Source organism: Rhizobium sp. CFBP 8762 (assembly GCF_014841565.1).
In the GTDB taxonomy this organism is placed as follows: Bacteria; Pseudomonadota; Alphaproteobacteria; order Rhizobiales; family Rhizobiaceae; genus CFBP-8762.
The window spans coordinates 108,640-126,096 of record NZ_JACYUD010000003.1; the positions used below are offsets into that span (position 1 = coordinate 108,640).

The window sequence follows — 17,457 nt, forward strand, 5'->3', positions numbered from 1 at the left end:
CGCTCATGCTCAAATTTACCGAAGAACATGAATGGCTGAAGCTTGACGGCGATATTGCCACCGTTGGCATCACCGTTCACGCCGCCAACCAACTGGGTGATCTGGTGTTTGTTGAACTGCCGGAAGCTGGCAGCACTTTTTCCAAGGGTGATGGCGCTGCAACGGTCGAGTCGGTCAAGGCAGCCTCCGATGTCTATTGTCCACTGGATGGTGAAATTACCGAGGTCAACGACGCCATCGTCGCCGATCCGACGCTGATCAGCACAGACCCGCAGGGCACAGGCTGGTTTTTCAAATTGAAACTCGCTGATCCCAAGGCTGTCGAAAGCCTGATGGATGAAGCGGCTTACAAGGAGCTTGTGGCCTGATGACCACGCCGAGCGACTTCGCGTTTACCGATTACGCACCCTATGATTTTGCCAATCGCCGCCATATCGGCCCCTCACCCGATGAGATGGCCGGAATGCTGGAAACCATTGGTTACGATAGTCTCGATGCGCTGATCAACGACACCGTCCCAGCGTCCATTCGCCAGAAGACACCGTTGCAATGGGGACCCGCTCTGACGGAGCGCGAAGCACTGGATACGTTGCGCGAAACCGCCAACATGAACCAGCGTCTGGTATCCCTCATCGGTCAGGGCTATTACGGCACCATCACGCCACCCGTCATTCAGCGCACCATTCTGGAAAACCCCGCCTGGTATACCGCTTACACACCGTATCAGCCGGAAATCAGTCAGGGGCGTCTGGAAGCGTTGCTGAATTACCAGACGATGATTTGCGATCTGACGGGTCTCGATATCGCCAACGCATCGCTGTTGGACGAAGCAACGGCGGCCGCAGAAGCCATGGCCATGGCCGAGCGCATCTCAAAATCCAAGGCAACGACCTTCTTTGTGGATGCGCACTGCCATCCCCAAACCATCTCTCTACTGAAAACCCGAGCGGAGCCGCTTGGCTGGACCATCGTTGTCGGCAACCCCGAGACCGATCTTGCCAATCTGGCCGTGTTCGGCGCCATATTCCAGTATCCGGGCACCTATGGTCATGTCCGGGATTTGAGCGAGATTATCGCGCAGCTCCACGCGCAGAATGCTTTGGCTGTTATCGCCGCTGATCCGTTGGCTCTTGCTCTTCTGAAATCGCCGGGCGAGATGGACGTAGACATAGCCATCGGCAACACACAGCGCTTTGGCGTACCGGTCGGTTATGGCGGGCCGCATGCGGCCTATATGGCCGTGAAGGACGCCCATAAGCGCTCCATGCCGGGCCGGCTGGTTGGCGTGTCGGTCGATGCGCGCGGAAACCGCGCCTATCGCCTGTCGCTTCAAACCCGCGAGCAGCATATTCGTCGCGAAAAGGCCACATCCAACATCTGCACGGCACAGGTTCTGCTGGCTGTCATGGCTTCCATGTATGCCGTGTTCCACGGACCAAAGGGCCTCAAGGCCATTGCGCAGAGCGTCCACCAAAAAACGGTGCGCCTCGCAAAGGGTCTGGAAGCGCTGGGATATTCGGTGGAGCCCGAAACTTTCTTCGATACAATCACCGTTGATGTCGGTCGCCTGCAGGGTGCCATTCTCAAGGCAGCCGTTGCGGAAGGCATCAACCTGCGCAAGATCGGGGACAACCGCATCGGCATCAGCATGGATGAGCGCACGCGCCCCATCCATCTGGAAGCCGTGTGGCGCGCCTTTGGTGGCGATTTCAGCGTCGATGCCTTCACACCGGATTACCGCCTGCCACAGTCCATGCTGCGCAAAAGCGAGTATCTCACCCACCCGATCTTCCATATGAACCGGGCGGAAAGTGAGATGACGCGCTACATTCGTCGGCTGTCAGACCGCGATCTGGCGCTTGACAGAGCCATGATCCCGCTCGGATCCTGCACGATGAAACTGAACGCGACAGCCGAAATGCTGCCGATTACCTGGCCTGAATTCAGCGACATTCACCCCTATGCGCCAGCCGATCAGGCCAAGGGCTACAAGCATATGATCGATGATCTGTCGCAGAAGCTCTGCGCGATCACTGGTTACGATGCGATATCGATGCAGCCAAACTCCGGTGCTCAAGGGGAATATGCCGGTCTGTTGACCATTCGAGCCTATCACCTTTCACGCGGTGATACGCATCGGGATGTCTGCCTGATCCCGACTTCCGCACATGGCACCAACCCGGCCTCTGCCCAGATGGCGGGCATGAAAGTCGTCGTCATCAAGGTAAGCGAGAATGGCGACATCGACATGGATGATTTTCGCCAGAAGGCGGATCTGCATGCGGCCAATCTCTCCTGCTGCATGATCACCTATCCTTCCACCCACGGCGTGTTTGAGGAGAATGTTCGCGAAGTCTGTGAGATTGTCCACCAGCATGGTGGGCAGGTCTATCTCGATGGCGCCAATATGAACGCCATGGTGGGACTGTCTCGTCCCGGCGATATTGGCTCGGATGTCAGCCATTTGAACCTGCACAAGACATTCTGCATCCCGCACGGCGGCGGTGGCCCGGGAATGGGACCCATCGGCGTCAAAGCTCATCTGGCACCATTCCTGCCGACCAACCCAGTCACAGGTGAAGAAGGTGCCGTATCGGCTGCGCCGTTCGGATCGGCGTCCATCCTGCCGATTTCCTGGAGCTACTGCCTGATGATGGGCGGAGAAGGTCTGACGCAGGCAACGAAGGTGGCGATTCTGAACGCCAACTACATCGCAGCCCGTTTGAAGGATGCCTATCCGGTTCTGTATGCCTCGGCAAAGGGACGGGTCGCGCACGAATGCATCATCGATACCCGCCCGCTCGTGGAGCTTGCCGGTGTGACAGTCGATGACGTGGCCAAGCGTCTGATCGACTGCGGTTTCCACGCTCCGACGATGAGTTGGCCGGTTGCTGGTACGCTAATGATCGAGCCGACTGAATCGGAAACCCGAGCCGAAATCGACCGGTTCTGCGAAGCGATGCTTGCGATCCGTGAGGAAGCACGGGATATTGAAGAGGGACGCATGGACCCGGCGAACAACCCGCTCAAAAATGCTCCCCATACTGTGGAGGATCTTGTCGGAGAGTGGGACCGCCCGTATTCACGTGAACAGGCCTGCTATCCGCCGGGCGCATTCCGCGTGGACAAGTACTGGTCTCCGGTCAACCGTGTCGACAATGTCTATGGAGACCGCAACCTCGTGTGCTCGTGCCCTCCGGTGGAGGAGTATGCGCAGGCTGCGGAATAAACAGAAATGGCTCCGGAAACGGAGCCATTTTTATATTGATGATGAGAAAGGGGTTAGAGCACTGTCCGGGCGCGAAAGTAGCCCCACTTTCACTGGAAATGCTCTAGCTGACGCGAACGACCGCATCGCCCTTGGCGGCAAGTGCCGCCAGATCGGCAGGCTTCAGTTCAACCGACTCACCGCAGCCGCAGGCCGATGTCTGATTCGGATTGTGGAATGTAAAACCGGACCGCAAGGTGGTGATTTCGAAGTCCATTTGTGTACCCAACAGGTACAGGACGGCTTCCGGCGCGACCCAGACCTTCGCGCCATTGCGTTCGATCAGATCGCCTTTTGTCGCGGCATCGGTTACCAGATCAATGGCATATTCCATCCCGGCGCAGCCACCTTTTTTGATGCCGACGCGAATACCGAGCGCGTCCGCGCCAGAATTGGCAACGATGGCGTTGACACGATCTGCCGCCGCATCCGTCAGTGTCATGACTGCAAAAGCCATAAATTCAATCTCCCTAACAACCGGGTTCAAGGCCCGGTGCTTAAGTCATCTTACTAGAGCATTTCCGGTGAACACGGGTTCACCGGAAATGCTCTGGATTCTTTACTTTTCGCATTATCCGGACGTGAAAACGACTCTGTTTTCACTGGAAACGCTCTAGTACCAGCCGACAGCGACCTGGGCTTCTTCCGACATCCGGTCCGGTGTCCACGGCGGATCGAATGTCATACTGACTTCAACGCCTGAAACACCTTCAACGGCGCCCACGGCATTTTCTACCCAGCCCGGCATTTCGCCCGCAACCGGACAGCCGGGAGCAGTCAGCGTCATGGCAATTTTCACAATTCGATCCTCTTCGATATCGATTTTGTAAATCAAACCGAGCTCAAAAATATCCGCCGGGATTTCAGGATCATAGACCGTCTTCAGCGCCGAGATGATATCGTCGCTCAACCGTGCCAGTTCCTCTGGCGGAATGTTGGATTCCACCAGCCCATCGCGGGCGTCGAATGTGTCAATATCGTTGTCGTCGAGGCTCATCATGGCCTCCTTTCAGGCAAAAAATGTGCGCGCGTAATCCAGCGCGTCAGCCAGTTTATCAATTTCCGCTCTGGTATTATAGAGCCCAAATGACGCCCGGCATGTGGAGGTTACACCAAATCGTTTCAAGAGCGGCTGCGCGCAATGTGTTCCGGCACGCACGGCCACACCAGCGCGATCTATCACCATGGAAATGTCATGCGCATGAACACCTTCAATCTCGAAGGAGAAGATTGCGCCTTTTCCCGGCGCATTGCCAAAAATTCTGAGTGCGTTGATGGCGGATAGCCGCTCGTGCGCGTAACGCGTCAGGTCCAGTTCGTGCGCGGCGATTGCCGTGCGCCCAATTCCGTCCATGTAGTCCAGTGCCGCACCAAGCCCAATCGCCTGCACAATCGGCGGTGTACCGGCCTCGAACCGATGCGGCGGGTCATTGTACGTGACCGCATCCTCGGACACGTCAATGATCATTTCACCGCCCCCCATGAAGGGACGCATCTGCTTGAGGCGATCCTTCTTGCCGTAAAGCACGCCAATACCGGATGGACCATACAGTTTGTGGCCTGTCATCACATACCAGTCGCAGTCGAGATCCTGCACATCCACCGGCATATGGACCGCCGCCTGGCTGCCATCCACCAGCACCGGGATGCCGCGCTCATGGGCGATTCGGCAAATCTCCTTGATCGGCACAACCGTGCCCAAGGCATTGGACATATGGGTTATGGCCACCAGCTTTGTGCGGTCCGTCAAGCTTTTGGTGAAGTCTTCAATGTGGAACGCACCATCGTCATCTACCGGAACCCAGACAAGCTTGGCACCCTGACGTTCGCGAATAAAATGCCAAGGAATAATGTTGGAATGGTGCTCCATGATTGAGAGGACAATCTCATCGTCACTGCCGATGTTGGGCATGCCGTATCCGTAAGCCACCGTATTGATGGCCTCGGTTGAAGACTTCGTAAAGATGATTTCATCCACACTTCCGGCATTCAAAAAATGCCGGACCTTTTCACGCGCAGCTTCATAGGCATCCGTTGCAGCATTTGACAGGAAATGCAGGCCGCGATGCACATTGGCATACTCGTTGGAATAGGCATGGGTAACTGCGTCGATAACGGCCTGCGGCTTCTGCGCCGAAGCGCCGTTATCGAGGTAGACGAGAGGCTTCCCATGCACCGTACGGGACAAAATTGGAAAATCCCGGCGTATCGCGTCCACGTCGTAGAAGCCGGTCGGCGCGAGATGATCCATGAGAATGCCCTCCAATCAGGCGTGCTTATCGAGCCATGCCGAAATAACGTCTTCCAACGCTTCCACCAATTGCTCGTCGTCCAGTTCTTCAACAATTTCTGCAACGAAAGCGTTGATCAGCAATCCACGGGCTTTGTTCTCGGGAATGCCGCGTGCCATGAGGTAATAAAGATGCGTGGCATTGATATCGATGACGGTCGCGCCGTGACCACACTGAACGTCGTCAGCAAAGATTTCCAGTTCCGGTTTGGCTGAAAAGTCTGCGTCATCCGACATCAACAATGTGTTGCAAGCCATGCGCGCATCAGTCTTCTGCGCATCCGGTGCCACCCGAATCTGACCCTGAAACACGCCACGGGCGCGGTCGAAGATCACATTACGGATTATCTCTGTTGACGTGGTGTTGGGCACGTCGTGGCCGAGCGTAAACGTCACATCCGTATGCGTATCACCACCTAGAAGGTTGATGCCGCGCATCTGGAAATCCGACCCCTCACCCACGGTTACGCCGTGCACTTCCTGGCGAACCAGCTTGCCACCGGTGTTGATCACATAGAGCGTGAGCTTTGCATTGGCACCGAGCTTGAAGTTCATCTGCGCCAGATGCGTATCGACCGGTCCCTGCGCTTGAAAGATGATCCAGAGGATGTCTGCGCCATCACCAACGACCACATCACTGACAGATGATACGAGGCTGGCATCATCACTCAGCGAACTGTGCCGCTCGATGACCGTACCCTTGGTCTGCGCACCGAACGACACAGCAAAGCGCATATGGCTCTGTCCAGCAGACTGGGACAGTTGCAGTTCCAACGGCCGCTCGAGGGTCGTACCATCGGCGATGTCAATGACCAGACCGTCCCGCACAAAGCTCGTATTGATCCGGCCAATGGCGTCGTCGCTGCCACGCGGCTCAATGTGGGCGTGATCGTCAGACATAAGACGATCGCGGAACGAACCAATGGTCACGCCGTCGATGGACGTTTTCACATCCGGCTTGCCGTTCAGCACAGGCAAAACGAAAGCATTGGATACCAAACCCGGACGCTGCTCGATAAACGGAGCGTTCGTGTCGGCTGGAATGGCGCGCAACAGGGCGCGCAAGTCCGTATAGTGCCAGGATTCAACCCGGCGCGTTGGCAAGCCTTCAGTCTTAATGCCGTCCAGCGCATTGTCGCGGGCGACCAGCACCATGCCATCGCCGGGCAGCTCGCCGACCTGACGCGTAAAGGCGTCGACCAGCGCTGTTTCCGCAGCGGTCAGCTTGATCGGCGTTAGAATGGGTGTAGCGATGTTCACGAGCGACACCTCCTTCAAGCAGCCGCGCCGATAATATCAGCGTAACCGTTTGCTTCCAGTTCCATGGCCAAGGTCTTGTCACCGGTCTTGATGACCTGACCTTTATAGAGCACGTGAACCGTATCCGGTACGATATGCTCCAGCAGGCGCTGATAGTGAGTTATGACGAGGAACGCACGATCCGGCGAGCGCAGCGCATTTACGCCATCGGACACGATCTTCAGCGCGTCGATATCGAGACCGGAGTCGGTCTCGTCAAGCACGCAAAGCTTCGGCTCCAGCAGACCCATCTGCAGAATTTCCGCACGCTTCTTCTCGCCGCCGGAAAAGCCGACATTGAGGGGGCGACGCAGCATTTCGGGCGCAATCCTGAGGTCGGCGGCAGCCTCTTTCACGCGGCGCATGAATTCCGGTGTCGTCAGTTCGTCTTCACCGCGATACTTGCGCTGCTCATTCATCGCGACCTTCAAGAATTGCATGGTCGCAACGCCGGGAATTTCCACCGGGTACTGAAACGCCAGAAAAATGCCGCTGGCAGCACGTTCTGAGGCATCCATTTCGAGAATGCTCTCCCCGTTATACAGAATGTCACCCTCGGTGACCTCATAGTCTTCGCGGCCAGACAGAATGTAGGACAATGTGGACTTGCCGGAACCGTTGGGGCCCATAATGGCGGCAACTTCGCCCGCTTTCACGGTGAGATTGAGGCCTCGGATGATCTCCGTGTCGGTATCGGCGATCTTGGCGTGCAGGTTTCTGATTTCAAGCATAGTGTATCTCTTCACATAATAACAGGATCAACAGGAGGTGGTTGGCGTCAGCCAACCGACCCCTCCAGCGAAATGCCGATCAGTTTCTGCGCTTCCACCGCAAATTCCATAGGCAGTTCCTGAATGACCTCTTTGACAAAGCCGTTCACAATCAGCGCAATCGCCGCTTCCTCAGGAATACCGCGCTGCAAGCAGTAGAACAGCTGGTCCTCGGAAATCTTCGATGTCGTCGCCTCGTGCTCAAACTGCGCAGTCGAATTCTTGGCTTCGATATACGGCACGGTATGCGCACCGCACTTGTCGCCAATCAGCAGCGAATCGCACTGTGTGAAGTTCCGCGTGTTGGTCGCACGGCGATGGGCCGAAACCTGCCCGCGATACGTATTCTGCGAAAATCCGGCTGCAATACCCTTGGCCACAATGCGGCTGGAGGTGTTTTTGCCAAGATGGATCATCTTGGTGCCGGAATCGATCTGCTGGTAACCGTTGGACACCGCAATCGAGTAGAACTCGCCACGGGAATTATCACCGCGCAGAATGCAGGACGGATATTTCCATGTGATAGCCGAGCCGGTCTCAACCTGAGTCCACGAAATCTTCGAGTTTTTGCCACGGCAATCGCCGCGTTTCGTCACGAAGTTGTAGATACCGCCCTTGCCGTCCTTGTCGCCCGGATACCAATTCTGAACGGTCGAATATTTGATTTCTGCATCGTCCAGCGCAATCAACTCAACCACAGCAGCGTGAAGCTGGTTTTCATCGCGCTGCGGCGCCGTACAGCCTTCAAGATAGGACACGTAAGCGCCTTCCTCGGCAATGATCAAGGTGCGCTCAAACTGGCCCGTACCCTTTTCATTGATGCGGAAGTAGGTGGACAATTCCATGGGGCAGCGAACACCCTTTGGAACGTACACGAACGACCCGTCGGTGAACACGGCAGCGTTCATGGTCGCGTAGAAATTGTCCGTGGTTGGCACAACCGTACCAAGATACTGCTTGATCAATTCAGGGTATTCGCGAATCGCTTCGGAAATCGACATGAAAATCACGCCGGCCTTCTTCAGCTCTTCCTTGAAGGTGGTGACGACCGAAACCGAATCGAACACCGCATCAACGGCGATCTTCGATTTCTGCACGCCCGCCAGCATTTCCTGCTCACGCAACGGAATGCCTAGCTTCTCATAGGTGCGCAGCAGTTCAGGATCGACATCGTCAATCGACATGGGGCCAGTCTGGTTCTTTGGCGCTGCATAATAATACAGGTCGTTGAAATCGATCTTGGGGTAATCGACGCGCGCCCAAGTGGGCTCTTCCATCGTCAACCAGCGCTGATAAGCATCAAGACGCCATTCCAGCATCCATTCCGGCTCATTCTTCTTGGCCGAAATGAAGCGGATGATCTCTTCGGACAGGCCCTTGGGTGCCTTGTCCATTTCGATGATGGTTTCAAAACCGTATTTATACTGGTCAACGTCGATTTGACGAACCTGATCGATAGTTTCCTGCACGGCAGGCATGTCGTTCTCCAATCTTGCTGAACACTGGGGTTCGGCAGCTTGTCAAAGCGCTGTAAGGCTGGACCAGCCTTGTTGCACCTTATGTAAGAGGCCAAAGGGGTATTTTCAGCCCTCTTGGCAAGTCGAATTTCGCATTTCCGGTACTAAGTTTACCCTCACGCCACGCAGGCCACTTGTTTTCGCCGTGCGGCGATCTTTTCAAACGCCGCCAGAAACCTGTCAGCGTCCTCTGTCTTAGTGGAGGGTCCAATGGATAACCGCAGTCCGCCGAGGTCGGCATCCAGCCCCATGGCTGTCAGCACATGGCTTTGACCCACTTTGCCAGACGAGCAAGCCGCGCCCGCAGACAGAGCAACACCTTCCAGATCGAAGGCGATCTGACCGGTTTCCGATTTTAGCCCCGGCAATGTGAAGAAGCTTGTATTGCCTATACGTGGCGTGCCCACCCCATGGATCATGACATCGGGTGCCCGCTCACGCATTGTCGTCTCTATTTTGTCACGCAGATGAGCAATACTATCGATGCCCGCAACGAGCCGGTCCTTGGCGGCACGAGCTGCTGCAGCAAAGCCCGCTATGGCGACCGGATTTTCGGTACCGGACCGATGCCCTTTTTCCTGTCCACCACCATGAACCAAAGGTTTAGGCATCAGGATTTCGCCCCGGCACACAAGCGCCCCTGCGCCCTTCGGTCCGCCGAGCTTGTGCGACGACAGAATCAGAAAATCCGCACCGAGCGCTTCAATATCAAGCGCAAGACGCCCTGCGGCCTGAACGGCATCCACAACCAGAAGACCACCATGCAATTTCACCAGTGTAGCGGCCTCGGCTATCGGCTGCACCACGCCCGTCTCGTTGTTGGCCATCATAATTGCCACCATCGGCAGACCCAATGCGCGATCATGCTGATCCAGCAACGCAGCCAAAGCAGCAATATCAACAATGCCCTGTGTCGTTACCGGGATTTCCGAGAGGTGGGCTTTGGGAAACCGGCCACCCTCGCGCACGGCGGGATGTTCGATTGCTGAAACGTAGAGGTGCCCGAGCGTCAGCGGTGTCCTGCCCATGCGGTAATCGGGCGACAGCACCATATTTGCCGCCTCCGTCGCGCCACTGGTAAAGATCACACTGGACGCAGATGCGCCGCACAGGGCCGCCACATCGCGGCGGGCGGCCTCGATCATCATGCGCACGGCCCGCCCTTCCTTATGGACTGACGATGGATTGCCCAACAGGTCAAGCGCTTGCACACAGGCGTCCCGCGCCTCCGGCAGCAGAGGCGCCGTAGCATTCCAGTCCATATAGAGGCGCTGAGCGACCATAATTGTTGCGCTTCTCCTGTCTGCGGCGGTGCGATGGCGCATTTTCCTTGAAATGTCCGTCACGCTTGCCTTAAGAGACAAAACTCACAACACATATGCTGTGTAAAAGTTTCGAATGGTTCTAAACTGGGTTTTAGAAAAGCTGACTGCGTTCGTCAAGACTGTTCGCGCGTCAGATGCTCTTTTTTGGATACCAAACCGCCGGAGACCCGATGCCCGAAATCATTTTCAATGGACCTGCCGGTCGCCTTGAAGGCCGCTACCAGCCTTCCAAGCACAAACACGCGCCGATTGCGATTATCCTGCATCCGCATCCGCAGTTTGGCGGCACCATGAACAACCAGATCGTGTATCAGTTGTTCTACATGTTCCAGAAGCGTGGATTTACCACGCTGCGCTTCAACTTCCGCAGCATTGGCCGCAGCCAGGGCGAATTTGACCATGGGGCTGGGGAACTTTCCGATGCCGCGTCCGCGCTCGACTGGGTACAGGGCCTGCACCCTGATTCGAAGAGCTGTTGGGTGGCCGGTTATTCCTTTGGCTCATGGATTGGGATGCAGTTGTTAATGCGCCGCCCGGAAATCGAAGGCTTCATTTCCGTTGCTCCGCAGCCAAACACCTATGATTTCTCGTTTCTGGCACCCTGCCCGTCTTCTGGCCTGATCATCAACGGCGATGCGGACAAGGTTGCGCCTGAAAAGGACGTGAACGTGCTGGTGGAAAAACTGAAGACGCAGAAGGGCATTCTGATTACGCACAAGACCGTGCCGGGAGCCAACCACTTCTTCAATGGTCAGGTCGAGACCTTGATGGAGGAATGCGAAGATTATCTGGATCGCCGCCTGAATGGTGAACTGACACCAGAACCGGCGGCAAAGCGTATCCGATAAGCATTTCCAGTGAAAGCTAACTAGGCTTTCACGTCTGGACAATGCGACAAGACAGGGAATTTGGCTTTACAAGCACACCACCCGTGACCGGGGTTGAAACCCCGGTCGTTCCCGAAAAGGTCAGGGGCAGACCTTTGACGGAGCGGACTGCCAGATAGGCCCAGGCCTCCGCTTCCATGGCATCGCCATCCAGTCCTGCCTCGTCGGCGGCAATGACCTTCGCACCACTCGCCGCTGCAAGCTGAGCCAAATCCTGCATGATGACGCGATTCAGCCGACCACCGCCCGAAATGATAAATGTTCTGGGCGACTGCGGCAGATGTGCGGCGAGCGTAACAATGGCGGACGCTGTCACGTAAGCCAAAGTGCGTGCACCATCTTCAAGCGAAACATCACCTTTTGCTGGCGGGCGAAAATCATTTCTATCCAGCGAGCGCCTGACGTTGGCGGTAAAGAACGGGTGAGCGAGATAGTGTTTGGCCAGCGCATTGTCGATCTGGCCCTTGGAAGCAATATCACCATTGGCGTCGTATGCGGCACCCGTATGGGCCTCCACCCATTGGTCAATCAAGGTATTGCCAGGACCGCTATCGAAGGCCGTCAATTCGCCTGCGTCCCCAACACATGTCATATTGGAGATACCACCGATGTTGACCAGCGCCACCGGAGGGTCAGCGCCATGAGTGCCGGCAAGGCGAAGAGCAAGGGCCTGATGGTACGCCGGAATTAAAGGCGCGCCCTGCCCGCCATGTGCCATATCATTTGCGCGCATATCGAACACGGTAGCGATCCCCGTTCCCCGTGCCAGCAAATGACCATCGCCAATCTGGATCGTCAGGCCCTGATCTGGCCTGTGCAACACCGTCTGACCATGGAAACCGATGAGGTCAATGGTTTCCGCGTGCAGGGAATGGGTATCCAGAAACTGCCGCACCGCCATGATATGCAGCAAGGTCAATTCACGCTCGATATCAGCCAGCTCCGGCGTGCGTGCCGTACGATCCGATAGATCGGCTGCGATCGTCAAGGCTCGTTTTAGACGACCACGAAAGCGGCTGTCATATGGAAGGCTTGCGGACGGACCGCGCTCCACCACATCACGACCATCGGTGTGCAGCAGCGCGACGTCAATCCCATCCATGCTGGTGCCGCTCATCAAGCCGATTGCAGTTTTAACGTCCGTCATTGTCTGTCCTTGCCTGCTGAGAGGTGCACTTTTGCAAAAACAGTGCTAAACGCCCGGCTTCGATTTATATCACCACGTCCGATCCAGAGAGACAGATCATGTCCGAATTCAAGTCCGATTTTCTCCGCACGCTTAAAGAGCGCGGCTTCATCCATCAAGTATCCGACGAAACCGGCCTTGATGACTTGCTGTCGAAGGAAACCGTCACGGCTTATATCGGCTTTGATCCGACAGCGCCAAGCCTTCATGTCGGCTCCCTCATTCAAATCATGATGCTGCACTGGTTTCAGGCGACCGGCCACCGCGCCATCTCGCTGATGGGCGGCGGCACCGGCATGGTGGGGGATCCGTCCTTCAAGGACGAAGCCCGGCAACTGATGACCGTCGATACGATTGCTGCCAATATCGCATCGATCAAGACAGTATTTTCCAATTACCTGTCCTACGGCGAGGGCCCGCAAGACGCGCTGATGATCAACAATGCGGACTGGTTGACCTCCATCAACTATCTGGAATTCCTGCGCGATGTCGGTCGTCATTTCTCCGTCAACCGGATGCTGGCGTTTGACAGCGTCAAGCTGCGGCTGGACCGCGAGCAGTCCCTGTCCTTCCTTGAATTCAACTATATGATCCTGCAGGCCTACGACTATGTGGAACTGAACAAGCGCTACGGCGTGCGTTTGCAGATGGGCGGCTCGGATCAGTGGGGAAATATCATCAACGGCATCGATCTCGGTCATCGCATGGGGACACCGCAACTCTACGCGCTGACCTCCCCTCTGCTGACCACTGCGTCAGGTGCCAAGATGGGCAAGTCCGCCAACGGTGCCGTTTGGCTGAACGGCGACATGCTGCCTACCTATGATTTCTGGCAGTACTGGCGCAACACCGAGGATGGTGATGTCATCCGATTCCTGAAACTGTACACCACACTGCCGATGGACGAGATCGACCGACTGTCCAAGCTCGGCGGCGCGGAGCTGAATGACGTAAAGAAGATACTGGCCACCGAGGTGACCGCGCTTCTGCACGGTCGTACCGCTGCCGATCAGGCCGCCGAAACCGCCCGCAAGACATTCGAGGAAGGCGCACTGGCTGAAAACCTGCCATCGATCGACATTCCCACGGCCGAACTGGAAGCGGGCATCGGCATTCTCGCCCTGTTCGTGCGGGCAGGTCTGGCCGAATCGAATGGAGAAGCCCGCCGCCACATCAAGGGCGGTGCGGTCAAGGTCAACGACAAGACCGTCAGCGACGATCGTCTTGTCGTCGCAACTGCCAATGTCACAGGCGATGACGTAGTGAAGCTTTCACTGGGCAAGAAGAAGCACGTTCTCGTGCGTCCAATCTAGAGCACTTCCGATGAACACGTGTTCACCGAAAGTGCTCTAATTACTTATTTTGTCGCATTGTCCGGACGTGAAAACGACTCCGTTTTCACTGGAAATGCTCTAAGCTCTACTGAAACTCGAAGATAGAACGAAACACTCCCGGCGCGATGATCGACAACGGATTGATCGTCAGCGCCGGTTTTTCAAACCGCCCGGTTAGCTTGAACGTAATCCCAAGCAGGCCGCGATCCCGACCATTACCGAGGATCACGCCGATGACCGGCAGTTCGGCGAACAGCCGGTTCAGGCCATAGGCCGGCATAAATGTTCCGGTCATATCCATATTGCCGCGCGCATCGCGCAAGATGCCCTGGAAGGTCGCGCCAACATTTTCGCCGCGCACCACGCCTTTTTCAATTCGAAAACCACCACCGCTGGCGAAGACCTGCGCAAACCCACGGTCAAAGGTGACCGCGCTGACATCCAGTTTGCGCTTGACCGCTTGATTGAGGCTGCGGCCATCTTCTCCCGATGGCGTTGATACGATGGATTGCAGGCGCTCCTCACCCACCAGCGAAAACTTGCGAAGATCAATTGTGCCGCGCCAGGTCGACGAATCGTCGGCCTTCAGCCGCATGTTCAAGAGACCGCCCTGCATTTTTCCGTAGACATCGGCAAACCGGATCAGCGCGCCCGCATCGCCACTGGTCAGGTCCAGCACATTTTGCCCGCCCTCCGCCAGCTTCACCACAACGGCCTGCCCACTGCCCGTAACGGCACCCAGCCGTGCGGCGGAAATCTTCGTGCCCCGCATGGAATACAACAGATCCACGTTGGAGAGGGCTTCGCCATTGAACCCCGTGACCATATCGAGCTTTGCCCGAACGGTAGCTGAGGCGGATGAACTGTTTGCGTTCGCTTTACCGCCAGGGGAGCCACTGCGTAGCTGCGCGATCACAGGCCTGATATCGGCAACACTGCCGTTGACGCTGACGTCAAAGCCACCCTTTTGCCGTTTCAAAGTCAGGGCGTAGTTATCGGAGGACGACAGTTTGACCTTTGAGAAACGCGCCCCGGCCAGGCCAGCCTTGTCGATATCCAGATCGCCCGATGCACCGAACCCTTTGCCGGACAAGTCGAACGACCGTATTTTTGTCGCGCCCTCTGCCGAGCTGGTGGTGAAATCGGCTGTCGCGGCGATGCCCGCTCCCTTCGTCCATCCAATCCACGGAACCGACAGAGCGCTTTTTGTAAGATCCACGCTGACTTTCTGTTCCGGCTTTTCCAGACCTTCCACAACGATGCTGACGGGACCATTGACGACGTCTGACAGGCCGGGCACCAGCTTATCGCGCTCGGCATCGCTGAGATTGCCGCTGATGCTGCGTTCACGCTGTATCTTGCTGTCCGGCTTGATCGGCTCCACCAAAACGAGTTGCAACGGAACCCCATCGACAGAGGCCGTGGCCTTCATGTCCGCCTTCTCAGGATCAATGCGCAGAGAACCGCCAATCGCCGTAATGTTGCGGTTGGCAATTTTTTTCTTCAACGCGACATCGTCCAGAATCATTTCAACTTGCCAGTCCGGGGGCGGTGGCATCTGGTCGGCAATCAGGCCGAACCGCGCACCGACTTCGGCCGTTACGTTTCCAGTAAAATCATCCGGCTGGAACGGTGTGTGCTGCAAGCCCTGTATCGGCTTGTAAGTCGTCAACTCCGCGACGGAATCGGCTGATCCCGCGATATGGATGTTCATCTCGGCCATCAGCGGCCTGTCGTAAACATGCGGCAGGGCAAAATCGCCGCCATCCAGAGTAACGGCACGGCCAGATGGAAAGTAGGCGTTGCCCTTGTTGATTTTCACATCGACCCGCTCACCCTTCAGCGTAAACTCGCCGGACGTATCGCGCAAAGGCGGTATCTGCCCGGTTACATTCATGCGGGCACCTTCAATGTTGAACCGGATGTTGAGTTCCTGCTCATTCAACAGCAGCGGCGCGGGAAGCTTGGCCAGCCGTCCCTCCGGCAGGGCAACGGCAATGCGCCCATCGGTAATGGTGCCGCCAAAGATATTGTTGATGACCCAGCGGCGCGCACCCTTAGCCATCCAGAAAGGCCAGAGTTGCTTGACTGCACTGGATTGCATGCGGTCCGCCAACGCGACAAAGGTAATCTGCGGCGAGGTATTGCCCAGCTTGATGGAAAGAGACCCTGCCAGTGACCCTACGGTGCTGGAAATGCCAAGTTGATCGAAAATGATGTCATTGCTGTCAGGAAGAAAGCGCCCTGTCACCTTCGCATCGAATGCCAGCGGCGGCTCCGGCACATCGCCGGGCTGAGAGCGCGCATCGCGAAACACCATATCGAAGGCAATACCCTGCTGCGTGATGTTGGCGACCCGGTCCAGATCCATCATCGCGCCGGAAAACGGAAATGACGATTGCGAAATGGCCAAACGCGATGGCTGCACCACAATCCGCTTGCCCTCGAAATTGTAGGCGAGGTTGACCTCTGACGGTTCCAGAACCGAAACCAGATCGTCCGCCCGAAACGTCCCTCTGTCGAGACTTGCCTTAACCGACAAAGCCGCTTCCTGTGTGTCGGTCTGGCGGCGCGCGTCAACATCCAGATCTGCTGTGCTGGCAATACCAAAACCGTGGGCGCTATCGATCCCCGGGCGCATACTGAACGGCGTGATGGAAAAATGGCCGAGCTTGCCCTCCAGCGTGTCCATCTGTGTGCCGTTACGCGTTGCACTCAGGTCAAGCGTCGCCGGCACATGATCGATGGAAAAATCACCATCGATAGCCAGCGTGCCATCCGGGGCGCGTGTAAAATCGAGGGTCGCGATATCGATGGGCACGGTGCGCCGCCCGGCACCGAGGATGTTGAGCTTCACATCCGACAGGCTGACGGATTCGGTTTTGCTGCGCGCAATAAAATCGGAAATCCGCTCTACCTGCTTAAACAAGGCCTCCAATCCTATGGGGACCGAATCGACCCGGATGCCCGAAAGATCGATGGCATTGCCCTTCGGCAGCAAGGAGGGATCAAGCGTCACGCCATCCACGTCAAGCTTGGCAACCGCGATCTGGCCGCGCAACAACGCCAGCGGATCGAATGCGAGTGACACACTTTCTGTCGTGGCGAGAGGCTTGCCAGTTGTGCGCTCCATCAGCGTCACGTTGCTAGCGCGCAAACCCAGCCGCATGTCCCTGTTGAAACGAATGGAGGTGCTGCCTACCACCGCGTGATATGCGCCACCGACGGCATTATCCAGCGCCAGTTCAGCACGCTCGGTCAGGGGCTTGTCGAGTAGCCCGCTTTCCACCGCTGCGGTTAAAAGTCCTGCAATGAAAAACAGAAATAAGGCGATTGCAAACAGACCACTGACAAACTTGCGTGTCAAAGATCGCCGACGGGGGGCGTCAACAATAATGGGATCGACGGCCTTTGCTGATGGAAGATCGTGAAGCTCGGTGATTTCGTGCTTGCCGAACGTTACTTTTTCGCCTCGTATTTCGTTCATTCGTCAGGCGCAGCCTTCCTGTATTCGCAAAACCGAGTGCGTCATTCCGCCGTAATTTCCTTGGACGACTCACGCCACATCTATATACGGGAAG

General features: G+C 56.5%; 13 protein-coding genes. 4 read left to right on the plus strand and 9 right to left on the minus strand.

The window, feature by feature from the left end; genetic code table 11:
* Positions 1-5 precede the first annotated feature (5 nt).
* Positions 6-368, plus strand: a complete 363-nt coding sequence (gcvH, locus tag IFT84_RS09070) for a glycine cleavage system protein GcvH (RefSeq protein ID WP_192118547.1) — start codon at positions 6-8, stop codon at positions 366-368.
* Entirely contained in the window at positions 368-3,229 is a 2,862-nt protein-coding gene (gene gcvP, locus IFT84_RS09075) for an aminomethyl-transferring glycine dehydrogenase (RefSeq protein WP_192118550.1), read from the plus strand. The genes gcvH and gcvP overlap by 1 nt, the downstream gene beginning before the upstream one ends.
* Before the next feature lie 103 nt (positions 3,230-3,332).
* On the opposite strand, the gene sufA is transcribed toward gcvP, so the two are convergent.
* The 7 genes from sufA to IFT84_RS09110 all read right to left on the minus strand — a co-directional run bounded on the left by sufA (position 3,333) and on the right by IFT84_RS09110 (position 10,427).
* Positions 3,333-3,725, minus strand: a complete 393-nt coding sequence (sufA, locus tag IFT84_RS09080; RefSeq protein ID WP_192118552.1) for a Fe-S cluster assembly scaffold SufA — start codon at positions 3,723-3,725, stop codon at positions 3,333-3,335.
* 156 nt (positions 3,726-3,881) lie between these two features.
* Positions 3,882-4,265 (minus strand): SUF system Fe-S cluster assembly protein, encoded by a 384-nt coding sequence (locus IFT84_RS09085; RefSeq protein ID WP_192118554.1) that lies wholly within the window; start codon positions 4,263-4,265, stop codon positions 3,882-3,884.
* Positions 4,266-4,277: 12 nt separating this feature from the next.
* The gene (locus tag IFT84_RS09090; RefSeq protein WP_192118556.1) at positions 4,278-5,519 is read right to left on the minus strand and encodes a cysteine desulfurase; all 1,242 of its coding nucleotides are present in this window, start codon (positions 5,517-5,519) and stop codon (positions 4,278-4,280) included.
* Positions 5,520-5,534: 15 nt separating this feature from the next.
* Entirely contained in the window at positions 5,535-6,812 is a 1,278-nt protein-coding gene (gene sufD / locus IFT84_RS09095) for a Fe-S cluster assembly protein SufD (RefSeq protein WP_342212859.1), read from the minus strand.
* A gap of 20 nt (positions 6,813-6,832) precedes the next feature.
* Positions 6,833-7,588 carry a Fe-S cluster assembly ATPase SufC gene (gene sufC, locus IFT84_RS09100; protein ID WP_192118558.1) on the minus strand — a complete coding sequence of 252 codons (756 nt, stop codon included), beginning with the start codon at positions 7,586-7,588 and terminating at the stop codon, positions 6,833-6,835.
* A 47-nt stretch (positions 7,589-7,635) separates the two neighbouring features.
* Positions 7,636-9,105 (minus strand): Fe-S cluster assembly protein SufB, encoded by a 1,470-nt coding sequence (gene sufB / locus IFT84_RS09105; protein WP_192118560.1) that lies wholly within the window; start codon positions 9,103-9,105, stop codon positions 7,636-7,638.
* Between the two features lie 155 nt (positions 9,106-9,260).
* Positions 9,261-10,427, minus strand: a complete 1,167-nt coding sequence (locus tag IFT84_RS09110; protein ID WP_192118562.1) for a cysteine desulfurase family protein — start codon at positions 10,425-10,427, stop codon at positions 9,261-9,263.
* A 212-nt stretch (positions 10,428-10,639) separates the two neighbouring features.
* On the opposite strand from IFT84_RS09110, the gene IFT84_RS09115 reads away from it, so the two are divergent.
* Positions 10,640-11,317, plus strand: coding sequence for an alpha/beta hydrolase (locus tag IFT84_RS09115; protein ID WP_192118564.1), 678 nt, complete (start codon positions 10,640-10,642; stop codon positions 11,315-11,317).
* A gap of 28 nt (positions 11,318-11,345) precedes the next feature.
* Here the strand turns inward: IFT84_RS09115 and IFT84_RS09120 are convergent, their stop codons facing one another.
* On the minus strand, positions 11,346-12,503 hold the full coding sequence (locus IFT84_RS09120; protein ID WP_192118566.1) for an anhydro-N-acetylmuramic acid kinase: 1,158 nt from the start codon (positions 12,501-12,503) through the stop codon (positions 11,346-11,348).
* Positions 12,504-12,601: 98 nt separating this feature from the next.
* On the opposite strand from IFT84_RS09120, the gene tyrS reads away from it, so the two are divergent.
* Complete coding sequence (gene tyrS, locus IFT84_RS09125) at positions 12,602-13,855, plus strand: tyrosine--tRNA ligase (protein WP_192118568.1); 1,254 nt, start codon at positions 12,602-12,604, stop codon at positions 13,853-13,855.
* Between the two features lie 106 nt (positions 13,856-13,961).
* Here the strand turns inward: tyrS and IFT84_RS09130 are convergent, their stop codons facing one another.
* Positions 13,962-17,363 (minus strand): YhdP family protein, encoded by a 3,402-nt coding sequence (locus tag IFT84_RS09130; protein ID WP_192118569.1) that lies wholly within the window; start codon positions 17,361-17,363, stop codon positions 13,962-13,964.
* Between the last annotated feature and the right edge of the window lie 94 nt (positions 17,364-17,457).

Bases quoted from the DNA above. Each gene is read 5' to 3' on its own strand.
- IFT84_RS09115 (WP_192118564.1), top strand. From the start codon at position 10,640: ATGCCCGAAATCATTTTCAATGGACCTGCCGGTCGCCTTGAAGGCCGC.
- IFT84_RS09110 (WP_192118562.1), bottom strand. From the start codon at position 10,427: ATGGTCGCTCAGCGCCTCTATATGGACTGGAATGCTACGGCGCCTCTG.
- gcvP (WP_192118550.1), top strand. From the start codon at position 368: ATGACCACGCCGAGCGACTTCGCGTTTACCGATTACGCACCCTATGAT.
- sufB (WP_192118560.1), bottom strand. From the start codon at position 9,105: ATGCCTGCCGTGCAGGAAACTATCGATCAGGTTCGTCAAATCGACGTT.
- IFT84_RS09090 (WP_192118556.1), bottom strand. From the start codon at position 5,519: ATGGATCATCTCGCGCCGACCGGCTTCTACGACGTGGACGCGATACGC.
- sufA (WP_192118552.1), bottom strand. From the start codon at position 3,725: ATGGCTTTTGCAGTCATGACACTGACGGATGCGGCGGCAGATCGTGTC.
- sufC (WP_192118558.1), bottom strand. From the start codon at position 7,588: ATGCTTGAAATCAGAAACCTGCACGCCAAGATCGCCGATACCGACACG.
- gcvH (WP_192118547.1), top strand. From the start codon at position 6: ATGCTCAAATTTACCGAAGAACATGAATGGCTGAAGCTTGACGGCGAT.
- IFT84_RS09130 (WP_192118569.1), bottom strand. From the start codon at position 17,363: ATGAACGAAATACGAGGCGAAAAAGTAACGTTCGGCAAGCACGAAATC.
- tyrS (WP_192118568.1), top strand. From the start codon at position 12,602: ATGTCCGAATTCAAGTCCGATTTTCTCCGCACGCTTAAAGAGCGCGGC.
- IFT84_RS09120 (WP_192118566.1), bottom strand. From the start codon at position 12,503: ATGACGGACGTTAAAACTGCAATCGGCTTGATGAGCGGCACCAGCATG.
- IFT84_RS09085 (WP_192118554.1), bottom strand. From the start codon at position 4,265: ATGAGCCTCGACGACAACGATATTGACACATTCGACGCCCGCGATGGG.